The 12,945-nt window shown below is 40.5% G+C and carries 12 protein-coding genes; 2 read left to right on the plus strand and 10 right to left on the minus strand.

The window, feature by feature from the left end; translation table 11 throughout:
* The first annotated feature begins 101 nt into the window (after positions 1-101).
* Together GARC_RS23605 and GARC_RS23610 are read left to right on the plus strand one after the other, a co-directional pair.
* A complete protein-coding gene (locus GARC_RS23605) occupies positions 102-2,276 on the plus strand; it encodes a glutamine synthetase III family protein (RefSeq protein ID WP_007625321.1) in 2,175 nt (724 codons plus the stop codon).
* 128 nt (positions 2,277-2,404) lie between these two features.
* Positions 2,405-2,680 carry a peptidylprolyl isomerase gene (locus tag GARC_RS23610; RefSeq protein ID WP_007625323.1) on the plus strand — a complete coding sequence of 92 codons (276 nt, stop codon included), beginning with the start codon at positions 2,405-2,407 and terminating at the stop codon, positions 2,678-2,680.
* An 863-nt stretch (positions 2,681-3,543) separates the two neighbouring features.
* Here the strand turns inward: GARC_RS23610 and GARC_RS23620 are convergent.
* The 10 genes from GARC_RS23620 to trmB all read right to left on the minus strand — a co-directional run bounded on the left by GARC_RS23620 (position 3,544) and on the right by trmB (position 12,869).
* The gene (locus tag GARC_RS23620) at positions 3,544-4,437 is read right to left on the minus strand and encodes an FAD:protein FMN transferase (protein WP_007625325.1); all 894 of its coding nucleotides are present in this window, start codon (positions 4,435-4,437) and stop codon (positions 3,544-3,546) included.
* A gap of 28 nt (positions 4,438-4,465) precedes the next feature.
* Entirely contained in the window at positions 4,466-5,788 is a 1,323-nt protein-coding gene (locus tag GARC_RS23625; RefSeq protein WP_007625327.1) for a DUF3570 domain-containing protein, read from the minus strand.
* Positions 5,779-6,003 (minus strand): DUF4266 domain-containing protein, encoded by a 225-nt coding sequence (locus GARC_RS23630; RefSeq protein ID WP_007625329.1) that lies wholly within the window; start codon positions 6,001-6,003, stop codon positions 5,779-5,781. The genes GARC_RS23625 and GARC_RS23630 overlap by 10 nt, the downstream gene beginning before the upstream one ends.
* A gap of 100 nt (positions 6,004-6,103) precedes the next feature.
* A complete protein-coding gene (locus tag GARC_RS23635) occupies positions 6,104-6,592 on the minus strand; it encodes a TlpA disulfide reductase family protein (protein ID WP_007625331.1) in 489 nt (162 codons plus the stop codon).
* 126 nt (positions 6,593-6,718) lie between these two features.
* A complete protein-coding gene (gene arcA, locus GARC_RS23640; RefSeq protein ID WP_007625333.1) occupies positions 6,719-7,426 on the minus strand; it encodes a two-component system response regulator ArcA in 708 nt (235 codons plus the stop codon).
* A 171-nt stretch (positions 7,427-7,597) separates the two neighbouring features.
* Entirely contained in the window at positions 7,598-9,247 is a 1,650-nt protein-coding gene (locus GARC_RS23645) for an ATP-binding protein (protein ID WP_007625335.1), read from the minus strand.
* Positions 9,248-9,355: 108 nt separating this feature from the next.
* On the minus strand, positions 9,356-9,682 hold the full coding sequence (locus tag GARC_RS23650) for a hypothetical protein (protein WP_226989302.1): 327 nt from the start codon (positions 9,680-9,682) through the stop codon (positions 9,356-9,358).
* Between the two features lie 5 nt (positions 9,683-9,687).
* Complete coding sequence (glgA, locus tag GARC_RS23655) at positions 9,688-11,106, minus strand: glycogen synthase GlgA (RefSeq protein WP_007625339.1); 1,419 nt, start codon at positions 11,104-11,106, stop codon at positions 9,688-9,690.
* A gap of 18 nt (positions 11,107-11,124) precedes the next feature.
* The gene (locus tag GARC_RS23660; RefSeq protein ID WP_007625341.1) at positions 11,125-12,150 is read right to left on the minus strand and encodes a methyltransferase; all 1,026 of its coding nucleotides are present in this window, start codon (positions 12,148-12,150) and stop codon (positions 11,125-11,127) included.
* Positions 12,150-12,869, minus strand: coding sequence for a tRNA (guanosine(46)-N7)-methyltransferase TrmB (gene trmB, locus GARC_RS23665; protein WP_007625343.1), 720 nt, complete (start codon positions 12,867-12,869; stop codon positions 12,150-12,152). The genes GARC_RS23660 and trmB overlap by 1 nt, the downstream gene beginning before the upstream one ends.
* Between the last annotated feature and the right edge of the window lie 76 nt (positions 12,870-12,945).

Raw genomic sequence — 12,945 nt, forward strand, 5'->3', positions numbered from 1 at the left:
GCCTAAAAGGTGCTTGGTGTTATTTTAGACCTGAATAGATTTACCCTAAAGTAACTGAGTAAATCCCTGAAGCCCCTTTAAAAATAAGCGAAGGATAAGATATGAGTGGAATGACACCTCGTAAAAATGCAATAACTGAAATCACTAATCGCGCACCAAAATCGTGCAAAATGCCTGAACCATTGACCAAGATTTGGGCAACAGACGTATTTAGCCTAACAGCCATGGAAGAAGCATTATCAAAAAATGCATTTAAAGCGATTAAAAAAACCGTTCAAACAGGCGCTACATTAGATTCAGCAACAGCGGATATTGTTGCCGCTGCCATGAAAGATTGGGCGATAGGCAAAGGGGTAAAGTTCTTCTCTCATATTTTTTACCCTATGACCAATATTACTGCTGAAAAACACGATGGCTTTATCATCACTAATTCAGACGGCGGGGCCATTACCGAGTTCACCGGCAGCTTGTTAATTAAGGGTGAGCCTGATGGTTCTTCTTTCCCAAATGGCAGCTTACGCATGACCAATGCAGCGCGAGGTTATACGGCTTGGGATCCAACCAGCCCAGCCTATGTCATGCACACTGCTAACGGCGCGACATTAATGATCCCCAGTGTGTTTATGTCGTGGACTGGTGAAGCCTTAGATAAAAAAATACCGTTGCTTCGATCAAATAAAGCCATGGACAAAGCAGCACAAAAAGTATTGTCTCTTATGGGTGAGACAGAGATTGCCACCCTAAATTCCAGTTGTGGTGCTGAGCAAGAATACTTCCTAGTAGATGAACATTTTGCCAACGCTCGTCCAGATTTATTATTAGCAGGGCGCACCTTATTTGGTGCACCACCTGCTAAAGGTCAACAATTTGATGATCACTATTTCGGTGCAATCCCAGCTCGCGTACAAGTTTTCATGCAAGATTTCGAAGACAAACTCTACCGCTTAGGTATTCCAGCCAAAACTCATCATAACGAAGTGGCACCTGGGCAATTTGAAATCGCTCCATATTATGAAGCTGCCAATGTTGCAGCAGATCATCAACAACTGTTGATGACACTTATGAAAAGCACCGCTAAAGAGCATGGTTTTTTATGTTTATTACATGAAAAACCTTTTGCTGGAGTTAATGGTTCAGGTAAACACGTTAATTGGTCGGTCGGTAACGCCACTCAAGGTAATTTACTCGATCCAGGTAGCACTCCTCACTCCAACCTAAACTTCTTATTATTCTGTGGCGCAGTTATTCGTGGCGTACACAAATATGGTCCACTTTTAAGAGCAGTGATCGCGTCAGCTGCAAATGATCACCGTCTTGGTGCAAACGAAGCGCCACCAGCTATTTTATCTGTCTACTTGGGTACCCAATTAGAAAGTGTGTTTAACGATATTAAAGAAGGCAAATTGTTAGAAAAAGCCAAGGGCGGCTTGATGGATCTTGGCCTATCACAAATTCTCCAATTTGAACGTGATCCCGGCGACCGTAACCGTACCTCACCATTTGCCTTTACTGGCAATCGTTTTGAATTTAGAGCGGTAGGTTCATCGCAGTCGGTATCAGGCCCATTAGTAGCCATGAATACCATGTTAGCCGATTCACTCAATTGGATAGCCGACAAACTCGAAGCGGTAATGGCCAAAGGTGAAGACCAAACGGCTGCTGTTATCACTGTATTGCAAGAGTTAATGGAACTACATGGTAATGTGATATTTGGTGGTGATGGGTATTCTAGCGAATGGCACCAAGAGGCAGTAGAAAAACGTGGTCTGAAGAACATTCCTACTAGCGCTGATGCCTTGCCTGCCTTTAAAGAAGAATCGATAATAAAACTGTTTGAATCAACTGGCGTATTCTCACCTGCAGAGCTTGCGAGTAGATTTGAGGTTTATTCAGAACAATACATTCTGACTATAGAGATGGAAGCAAAATTAGTTGTCGGCATGGCCAATACTAGAATATATCCAGCCACCATTGAATATCTAGACAGCCTTTCCAGCACAGCGACTAATCTTAGCAAACTGAACATTACCATCAGCCATAATAGCATTGATGAAATTGCCTCTGAAACCGACGCCATGATGGCTGCGGTTAGCAAACTTAAAGATGCTTTAAGTCTTGCAGACTTTGCCAGCACAGAAGCGCATATGAACCATTGTGCAGATGTTTTATGTCCGCTTATGTTAGAAGTGCGTTCTCATGCAGACGCCCTAGAGCTAATGGTATCAGATGACTTATGGCCATTGCCTAAGTATCAAGAAATGCTGTTTATCAAGTAATAAACTAAAAGCAAACCAAAAAGGAAAAGAGCTTAGGCTCTTTTCCTTTTTTTGTGCCCACTTAAAGCTTGCTAAATGTTATCCTCAGCAAACTGATTTACCGTTAAAAATTCACTGAGAAAGACAAAATGAAAGCCTGCGCCTGCCATATTTTAGTCAAAGACAAAGCCCTAGCCGAAAAACTCAAAAGCCAACTCGATAAAGGCGGTAACTTTCATCAATTAGCAAAAAAGCACTCTATTTGTCCAACAGGAAAAAAAGGTGGTGACTTAGGTGAGTTTAGTCCAGGTACTATGGTCAAAGCCTTTGATAATGTGGTGTTTAAAAAGGAAATACTGACAGTACATGGTCCAGTGAAAACCCAGTTTGGTTATCATTTGATTAAGACACTTTATCGAAGTTAAATACTAGGCTCGCCTTGGTAATGTTAGACAAGGTATATCATTACCTAAACATAGTTAGGCGGAACATCCTGTACAAGATCAGTGATTTAATATAAATGAGGCATAACCAGCTTTGTTAGGAGGACGAAGAAAGCACGCTTCGCGCCATCCTCCATGATGGTTTGAGTAATTCAAGATCGGCTTCCTTAACTTTTGTAGAGCAAATTTGTCAAAGCGATCATAGGCCTATGAATCAGGAATTAATGTTTTATCCCATTTGCATAAGTTGAGAAGGGCTGGGGTGACAGGCCGCTTCGATACCGGACGGTCGAGCGTTAAGCCTGATGGTGAAGTTTGTGCCAATACCCGACAGACATAGCTCGCTGTCCGACTTAGCGGTTATAGCAGATTACAGACGGTGAGGTTTTTTAAGATATTACACCTCGCTGACGGCGCAGATATTGAAGATATTACACGTCATTCCCTCGGAGGAGGGAACCCACTAACATTTACCGTGCAGCCAATTTTAATCGTTTAAAAACAGTATGATATTAGTGTATTTCAATCAATTTTAACTTTGGAAATAAGATACTTTATTACCATCCACAGATGTTGTTGGAGGTTCCCGCCTTCGCGGGAATGACGGATAATATATGGGAGGATGTCAGCGACTGCTTTCTCAGTAAACTTGCCATTGAAGGCGTCATTACTGACAGGCGGTTGATCGCTCAAAGTTCCAATTGAAAGAGCCAAACGCGACTGGCAGCTATCTTGGGCAAAGCAGTCATTCGACTGAGATAAATCGAACGACAGTTCCTCGTTCATTTAGACAATCACTATTCTTCTATAAACGGCTCATTAAGCCTTCAGTGCCTATCAGCACTCTATCGATAACACCAAAACTTTATATCTTGCTCCTGCAAAAACGTTTCTGCATTGGCACCTTGCAATAAGGCTAAAGTCGCTAATAATCCTGCTTGAATACAATAGGGGGCTGCAATGGTCACCGATCTTGCGGCATCTTCAATTGGATATCCTGTTTCAGGATCAAGTATATGACTATAACGTTTACCGTCTTTTAATAGATAACGCCTTGCATCACCACTAGTCGCTAATCCACCACTTATGATTTTTAACACCTTGGTCGCTTCTGCATTTTCAGGGCTTTCAATACCTATATACCATGGCTGTTTGTTGTGTCGTGCTCTTGTCACTTGAATATCACCGCCAAAATTCACTACTACTGATGTGGTTGCAGCATACTCAGCGCATAACTTAGCAACACAGTCGACGGCGTATTCTTTACCTATGCCACCAAAATCCAATTCCATACCTTTGGGTAAAGTGATTGATGACTGATCATATTTTACTTTTGCCCAACCGATATAGGGCATTAATTTCTTCACCATTTCGGGAGTAGGTAGTCTATCTGAACCATCAAATTTCCATGCCTTGCGTAATACACCAGAGGTAATATCAAACATGCCCTCACTTAGCTCAAAGCAACTATTAGCAAATTCCAGTAGGCGAAAAATTTCTCCGTCAATATTTACCGGATTACCCTGACTTTGATTAATTTTGGCCATAGGATTGCTCGGCAAATAACGACTGAATTTTAGTTCGATACGTTTAGCTTCTGAATAAGCGAGTGACGTTAGGTGATTGGCAAGCATCGAGTCTTGGGTTTCAATCAGCAGCTCGCAAGGGCTGGCCATTGCAGAAAAGCGACCAATAAAATGGTCGCTTTTTTGTTCTATTGTAAAATCGCTAACTGACAAAGGCAGCCCTTAAGATAAAAACACTAGATTAGAAGCTATAACTAACTTGTGCAATCACCGCTTTCACGCTGGGGTATAAGTCGAGCTGCTGCAATACACCAGGCGCTTCGAAACCGGCGTTTTTAGGATCTTGTTGATAATATTCCAATCTAAATGCCCATTCGTTGCCACTAGGCATTTTCATTCCATATTTTAGGCCAAGTGTATAAGCGGTCATTTCACCTAAACGATAGTCTGCGCTAGCAAAGCTAGGCAACGTTGTACCTTCCAGTAAAAATGGTTGATAGAACTCCGCTGCTGCTTGTTGGTAATACCTAAAATGTGGCTGAATATAAGTATTGTCAGTCAAATTAAACCGCAATCTTGAATCAATAGTATGGGAATTGATGTCCCAGTCATCAGTAGCGTATCGATAGGAAATATCGGCAACACCACTATCCAAAGCATACTTAGTTTGCCAATAGAAACTGTGCCGGGTGCGCTCTGTTGGCCTGTCTTCATGTACTAACGATTGAGTTAACCCTTGGTCATTAACTACACTCAAAACCTTAAAGGGGTCGGTATGATAGCCATCAGACTTAGCGTAGCCATAATTAAATTGCATCAACATTCGTCGATTGATGACTTGTGTGACGCCTAACATCAAATCTACAGTGCTTTTATCGTCTGTATCTTCTTGTCTTGTGGCATCAAAAGCAGCTTGATAGGCTTGTTCATTAGCGAATTGACCTTGATCGATCACCATTTCAGAAAAAGCTACTGGGCGCCCACCTTCGGGATCTATAGTGTCAAAAGCTAGTGATAATCCAGCCGATACTGTAGTGTTTTTCTGATTAAAATCTTTAGCAAGTGAACCATTAACTGAAATAGATAGGTAGTCATACTCTTTTGATAAATGCACACCAGTACTACCACGCATGTCATCCCAAAGAGGTTGTGTCCATTGGGCTTCTAGTTGTACACGGGTATCCTTAAATGTGTCGTCTAAGGGTATTTCACCCGCACCTATGACATATTGTCCTTTGCCTGAAGGTCGCGTGAATGTTTGTGCGTTTGGTTGAGAAACAGCGCCTGACGCTGACGCACCTGTTAGCGTATCAAGAACAAGTTTTCCAGAGAAAATGTGTTCATCTCCAAAATCTTTTTTAGCTGAAAATACACCTTCAACTGCTGTGACTCTGTCTGTTTCACCGTAGTACAACAAAGCAGTATCCATTTCCCACACGCCTTCATCAGCTTGCACCAATGGAGTTGTGCCTAGCAGCGCGCACGTCGCGGCTGCAAGTGCGGTATTTACGTTAGCTACTTTTTTTGTTTTTCCTGTTACATTGTTTTTCGATATTAATTGCATCCACAACCTCCACCAGCAAACGCACGGCCACCACTAGTCGCTTCTTTACTAAAATAAATATGGTCATCTAAACCAAGGTCGTTACCTTCTGCGTCCAAAGCCATTTCTTCTTTGGCTAATAGATCGCGCTCCCAAGGTTGCACGCCAAGATTGGCACAACCAACAAGCTGGGTACTGATTAAAAATGCGAGCATAATTTGTGCTTTTCTTAACATAACTGCTTCTCTTTATTAGTTAATGACTTCTTATTGGTTAATGACTTCTTATTAGTTAACGACTTCTTATTGGTTAATGGATTCTTCTAGGTAATGGATTCTATTCGTTAAGCAGTAAAACTAATTCTTGTTCGTATAAAGGTTCGCTACGGGTGAAAAAACCTTTATGTGAAAAACGAATTTTTCCCGTTTTATCAATTAGATAACTGCTGGGCATACCTATTAATTGGTAGTCGCTGGCGATCTTGCCTTCAGGGTCATAAACTATCGGCATTTGTGCAGGTACTTTTTCTAAAAAAGTTTTTGCCAACGCTTTCTCAGTATCTAAATTGATGGCAATAATCTGTAAACCTTGCCCAGCATACTTCTGATGCATTTGGTTCATCCAAGGAAAGGATTTACGACAGGGTTTGCACCAACTCGCCCAAAAATCGAGGTAAACAACCTGCCCTTTTAAAGCAGATAATTTTTCGGGCAACTGCTCATGAGTGATTGCAAAGTCAGGAGCTTCGCTCTGCTGTGCAAAACTTATAGAGAGCGGAGCTAAGCTGAGAATAAAAAACAACAGACTTAATCGGAATTGACGCAAAATATTTACCTTCTAAATAATGTATAGCCATATTAGGCACCGAACCTTAAGTAAAGCTTAAGGATTGTTTAAGGCAATAAAAAAGCTCCCGTAGGAGCTTTATAAATTAATTAACTAAAAGAGATTCTATGAATCTACAGTGCCGCAGAAACGATAACCTTCACCGTGAATAGTCACAATCAAATCATCGGCGTTAATTTCTGATTCAAAATGTTTTCGGATCCTACGGATAGTCACGTCAACTGTGCGGTCATTAGGGCGTAATTCGCGGCCAGTCATTTCCATAATCAGTTGTTCACGAGTTAGAATTTTACCTGGGTTGTTCAAAAACAAATGTAACGCTCTAAACTCACTACGTGGTAAACGAAATTCTTTGCTACTAGGAGAAATCAAACTACGGCTATCGCCGTCTAATATCCAACCGTTAAAGTTTACACGGCTTGGTAGGTCATCATCTTCACTACTGTTAGTAGTGCGTGCCAATAAGTTACGAGCACGTATAGTCAATTCACGAGGATTGAAAGGTTTAGTCAGGTAGTCATCAGCACCAATTTCTAGACCTAAAATTCGGTCTACATCATTGTCTCTGCCAGTTAAAAATATCAAACCAACATTCTTACGACCACGCACTTCGCGCGCCAGCAGCAAGCCATTTTTGCCAGGTAAATTGATATCCATGATGACCAGGTTGATGGTGTTGTTTTCGAAGATGTCATGCATCTGTTCGCCATGTTCGGCTTCAAATACATTGTACCCTTCTGCTTCGAATAAGCTTTTAAGGGTGGTACGTGTGACCACTTCATCTTCAACAATTAATACGTTAGGAGTCTGCATGTTTCAGCCCTGGTTAGGAATTTATGTAAAAGTTTATCAGAAAATATCGAAAAATCAGGGTTTTATCTAGCATAAATTGATTTTATAAATAATATTTATGCATTTATGCTGCTCGTTCCTAACAATTCTCCAGTTATTTCCACTTACAGAGGCTGTCAGGGTGGATTAGAGTCACATAAAAGAACCAACATGAACTTTGTCGGTATTAACCTTTTTCACAGGGAACAAAATTTTAAATTGAATGCCCTGCCCCTCTTCACTAACAATAGATATTGAGCCGTTTAAGGCTTGTGTCACTAAATTGTAAACCAAGTGCATACCTAGGCCACTGCCCCCCTGACCACGTTTGGTGGTGACAAAAGGATCAAAAATACGTTTGCGTAAATGCTCAGGAATTCCTTTGCCATTATCTTTAAATTCTATACTGACTTTAGTGTCATCAACAGACTCAATAGTAATATCTATTTGGCCTTTATCCATGTCCTCAAAACCATGAATAATAGAATTCATAATTAAATTAATCATAATCTGATTAATTGGCCCAGCTTTAGATTCAACCACTAAATTATCTGCACAATTCACGTTTATCTGATGTTTTACCTTTTTTAACTTAGGTCGCATCGACATTAATATTTCGTCCATCAACTTAGAAAAAGAGAAAACGCGATTATTTTCCGAGGACTGATCAACAGCAACTTGTTTAAAGCTTGAAATTAGCTCTGCTGCCCGATTCAGATTGCGATATATGATATTAAGGTTTTCTTCGCCCTCAGCAATGAACTTCGACAAAGAACTGGCTTTGAGAGTTTTGTCTTCAAAAGCTTTACGCATATCGGACAGTCTATCTAACATCATGGTAGATGCCGTCACACCTAGTCCAATTGGAGTATTAACTTCATGAGCAACCCCAGCTACCATATCTCCTAAAGAAGCCATTTTTTCATTTTGAACTATTTGCCGCTGAAACTGATGTAGCTTCTCTAGAGTTTGGATTAACTCGCTATTCGCTTCTTTTAAGGCATTGGTGCGCTGTTTAACCTTTTCTTCTAAACTGGCATTTAATTTAGCTTGCTCTGTTTCAGCTGCAGTCTGCCGCATCATATGTTCTTGGGTTCGCTGCAACATGTTATTAAATGCTTCACCCAATATATCTAGTTCTTTAATACCATTTAATTCAGCTCTACTTGAAAAGTCTTTTTGGCGAGATATTCGCTGCACAAGTTTAACCAAAACGTTGATGGGTGCTGTAATGGCTCTTTGGAGTTTTAACGTAAGTAAAAAACAGATCAGCAAACACACAACCAACACACTTATAGTGAGCAAGATTGAGTTGGCGGTTAGGTTTTGTAATTCATCTTCTGATGCGCGCAGATAAAGGTAACCCACAACTTGATTTTCACTTCGAATAGGGCGAATAATTTCTACTACCCCAGCAGCCATTTTAGGTTGAAATAATTGTTCTACCTGATCAAATTTAGCTTTTACGGGAGCGATACCTTCTTTATTGTAACTGGCAAAAAAAGCGATGTTTTCATCATCTAAAATTTTATAAATGTGTACATTTTCAATCAATTTTGAAGCGGCTAATATCTTCAGATTTTTCTCTTCAAGCAAACCTTCATCTTGAAGCAAGGACTCAACTGAATCACGTCCAATAACCTCAGCAAAAATCACCAAATTGTCTTGTAGCGATTGTCTATAAGTACTAATTTGACTATATAAATTGACACCTGAAGACAATATCAATGACAAAGTAGTGATACCCATAACGACCCAAATTATCAGGCTTTTAATTGATAAAAATTTAGTGTCTGAGGCCATATTACTTTTACGCACTCCTTGGACTGAGGACTTGTCATTAATGATATTGATACAAAAACCTTCGAATTGAAACTAGTAGACTGAATTTACTAGATTTCATTCACACAACTAGTGTCTGATTAAAGTGAAGATATCTTGCTCACTCAACTGGTGTTTTTCTGCAATACGTTGCAGCGTGACTTGTTGATCTATCCGCTCAACTTTGCTCGTTACAGCATTGCGCAAAGCGTTAAGATCGCTTAAACAGATACAAATCACCTCACCCATCTTTACATCCAATGATGCTACCGTTAAAGCAGCCTTTTTATAAATAAGATGTGGACACACATTTTGCCTTTCTGGAGCCTGCAAACATTTAGATGGCAATGCGTAGGCATTTGCTGTCAATCCAAGCAACAATAAACAACAAAAAACAACAATCCTGTAATTCATCATTATCTCTAACTTAGATATAGTGCTTGATATTCTTGTGCAGCCGTTTCCCAAGTAAAGCGGCTTTGCATCGCTCGCTGTTGTGTTTGCACAAATAACTTAGGGGCTTCATGGTAAAACAGCAATGCACGCTCTATACATGATAACAATGCGCTGCTATCGGGTTGTTTAAATATAAATCCAGTGGCATTGCTTGGATCTTCTGCTAAATCTATCACTGTGTCGGTAAGCCCACCCACAGCTCTGACAATGGGTAAAGTACCATATGCCAAACTGTACATTTGATTCAAGCCACAAGGCTCAAACAAAGAAGGCATTAAAAAGAAATCACTACCGGCTTCAATCATGTGAGCTTTTTGTACACTAAAATCTTCAACAAACACCAATTTTTGTGGATATTTATCTGCAACTTCTCGTAAAAGCTGGCTAATTTCGGGGTCTCCGGTACCAATAATGGCGACTTGTACATCATGTTGCAGCAGTTTTTCTAACATAGGCAAAATAAAGCCAAAACCCTTTTGCTCTGTTAGACGACACACCATTCCAATAATAGGTACGCGCATTTTTTTAGGAAACTTTAACTCTTTTTGTAACGCCACTTTGCAGTCTTTTTTACCGGATAAATCATCACAATGATAGGTTTTTGCAATATGTGGATCATTAATAGGATCCCACTGACTATAGTCACAACCATTTAAAATGCCCGATACGTCACTGCGCCGATTTTGGAATTCATCAAATAGGTGATGTGAACCTAAAGGCGTGAGTAGCTCTTGCGCATAGTTCGGACTAACTGCATTAATTTTGTTGGCGTAACGAATACCCATACGTACAAAATTTAAGGCATCGCCATCCAGTTGACTGTGCAGTTGATAATGGGGTTGTAGAAAGGCAATATCACTAAACCTATGGGTACCTTGATAAGCGCCATTATGTATAGTGAAAATGGTTTTTGCCTGAGCAAAAAAACCAGAGTCGTCAATGCTGACAAAATAAGGTGTGAGTGCAGTGTGCCAGTCATTGCAATGCACTATATCAGGCTGAAAACCTACTGCTTTTGCGGCTTGTAATGCGGCACTTGCAAAAAATGCAAAACGTTCCGCGTTATCTGGATAAGCATGATAATCGTCAGAATACAGACCCTTACGGTCAAAATACTCGGGAAAGTCCACAGCTAATACTTGCAAGCCCTCTAAGCTTAAACTTTTAATAGCAAACTCATAGGGCTTTTGACCCGAATATAAGGTTTGTCTGTCGCAACAGTCAGCGGCGTTAAATTTATCCGCTAGCTGTTTGTAGTAGGGCATCACTATTGTCACGTCGTGACCCAGCTTTGCCAATGCCAATGGCAAAGCTTTACCAACATCGGCTAAGCCACCTGTTTTAACCAAATCTTCTACTTCAGACACAACAAACAATATTTTCATTCGAGCTGCTACCTTTTTCTATTTAATGCGGGAACACTGATAAAGACTAAATTTAGTGGTTTGAGCAATAAGACCCACAGCGCTGAAACGCTGTTCAAGTAACTCAGAATAACGCAAAAATTTATTTGCCACTAATGTCAGGGAACCACCTTTAGCAAGGAATGTTTTGAGCTGGGCAATAAAACCTTCAGTAACAGAATAATCAGTCTGAATACCGGTATGAAAAGGCGGGTTAGTATAAATAGCAGAGAACTTACCTTGCACATCCATCAAACCGTTAGATGCGATCACCCGAATGTCGAGATTATTCAGCTTGGCACTTTCTTTTGAGCAGTACACGGCTAAAGCACTGACGTCGCTCATAACCACTTCACTTTCTGGACTTTTCAAGCCAAGATAACAACCAATCACACCTGCACCACAACCAAAGTCTAATAGTCGTCCCGTTTTTATATCAGGTAAGTTATCTAGCAACACTCTTGTACCTAGATCAACGGCGCCATGATTAAATACTCCCGGTAGAGAGCATATTTTATAATCTAAACCAGCAACAGAAATCTCAATTTCACTCTGCCATTTACTGAGCTCAAAAGGTTTTACTGGTTTATCTATTTGTGCACCAAATAACGCACAATGACGGGCTGAATCGACTTTATTCACTTGAGAACTAATAGTCTCGAGAATTTTAGCAGCACTTTTGACACCGCTTTTATTTTCACCCACCAGTAAAAGACTGGCATTTTCATCAAGACAAGCTGCAACATTGGCAATTAACATTTTCGCCTGATCTTTAGACTTAGGCATGTAAATCACTGCACCAACAAATTTTTCATCAGTAGGGTAAGCAGCAGCAAAGGTATGTTGCGCCGATTTTCCGGCCGCACAACTTTGCTGATAGATATCAAAATATTGGTGAAACACTTTAATGTCAGGATTATTTAGTTGTGTAGCGATTTGGCTATCGGTAGGGTTTACCAGTAACCATTTTCCTTGTGCGAAGGTATTTTCACTGCGCATCAATAATTGACTAGAAGCAGACAGCATCAAGATACCCTCTCAAACATTAAGTCCCATACACCGTGACCTAATCTATGGCCACGCTGTTCAAATTTAGTAAGCGGTCGTTGCTCTGGTCTAGGCACATAATCATGAGTCTCTGATTGATTTTTAAAACCTTCAGCTTCTGACATAACAGCTAACATATGCACAGCATACTCTTCCCAATCAGTAGCCATATGAAATACTCCACCAATGGCTAACTTGTTTTTTAGCTTTTGCACAAAATCAGGCTGCACTATACGCCTTTTGTGATGACGTTTTTTATGCCAAGGGTCGGGGAAAAATAATTGCACTCTAGCCAGACTATTATCTGCGATACAATCAGCGAATACTTCCACTGCATCATGCTCATAAACTCGCAAATTATGCACATTATGCTCAGCCGCTTCGCTTAAACAAGTGCCCACACCTGGGCGGTGAACTTCTATACCAACAAAATCCTTATCTGGCTCATTTACAGCCATCTCTACCAAAGACTTGCCCATGCCAAAACCAATTTCTAACACTACAGGTGCTACTCGCCCAAAGGTTTCAGCAAAATTTTGCAAACCACTTTTATGCTCTAAGCCCATGGTCGGCCAGTTTTGCTCAATGGATTTTGCTTGACCTGTAGTTAAGCGCCCTTCTCTTTTTACAAAACTCTGAATTTTGCGAATATACACCCCTGATTCGGCGGCTTCTTGTTCAGATTTAAACTGACTCATATTGGGATCTCATCTCAAAAAAATTACTGGTTACATGTCCATGCTTAATGTGGCGCATTATCCAGCGACACAGTCT

Origin of the sequence: Paraglaciecola arctica BSs20135 (assembly GCF_000314995.1) — a bacterium.
GTDB lineage: Bacteria > Pseudomonadota > Gammaproteobacteria > Enterobacterales > Alteromonadaceae > Paraglaciecola > Paraglaciecola arctica.

What these genes read in the sequence shown, in the direction of transcription:
- GARC_RS23610 (WP_007625323.1), top strand. Translation starts at nt 2,405, where the DNA reads ATGAAAGCCTGCGCCTGCCATATTTTAGTCAAAGACAAAGCCCTAGCC.
- GARC_RS23645 (WP_007625335.1), bottom strand. Translation starts at nt 9,247, where the DNA reads ATGGCCTCAGACACTAAATTTTTATCAATTAAAAGCCTGATAATTTGG.
- GARC_RS23625 (WP_007625327.1), bottom strand. Translation starts at nt 5,788, where the DNA reads ATGCAATTAATATCGAAAAACAATGTAACAGGAAAAACAAAAAAAGTA.
- arcA (WP_007625333.1), bottom strand. Translation starts at nt 7,426, where the DNA reads ATGCAGACTCCTAACGTATTAATTGTTGAAGATGAAGTGGTCACACGT.
- glgA (WP_007625339.1), bottom strand. Translation starts at nt 11,106, where the DNA reads ATGAAAATATTGTTTGTTGTGTCTGAAGTAGAAGATTTGGTTAAAACA.
- GARC_RS23660 (WP_007625341.1), bottom strand. Translation starts at nt 12,150, where the DNA reads ATGCTGTCTGCTTCTAGTCAATTATTGATGCGCAGTGAAAATACCTTC.
- GARC_RS23630 (WP_007625329.1), bottom strand. Translation starts at nt 6,003, where the DNA reads ATGTTAAGAAAAGCACAAATTATGCTCGCATTTTTAATCAGTACCCAG.
- trmB (WP_007625343.1), bottom strand. Translation starts at nt 12,869, where the DNA reads ATGAGTCAGTTTAAATCTGAACAAGAAGCCGCCGAATCAGGGGTGTAT.
- GARC_RS23605 (WP_007625321.1), top strand. Translation starts at nt 102, where the DNA reads ATGAGTGGAATGACACCTCGTAAAAATGCAATAACTGAAATCACTAAT.
- GARC_RS23650 (WP_226989302.1), bottom strand. Translation starts at nt 9,682, where the DNA reads ATGATGAATTACAGGATTGTTGTTTTTTGTTGTTTATTGTTGCTTGGA.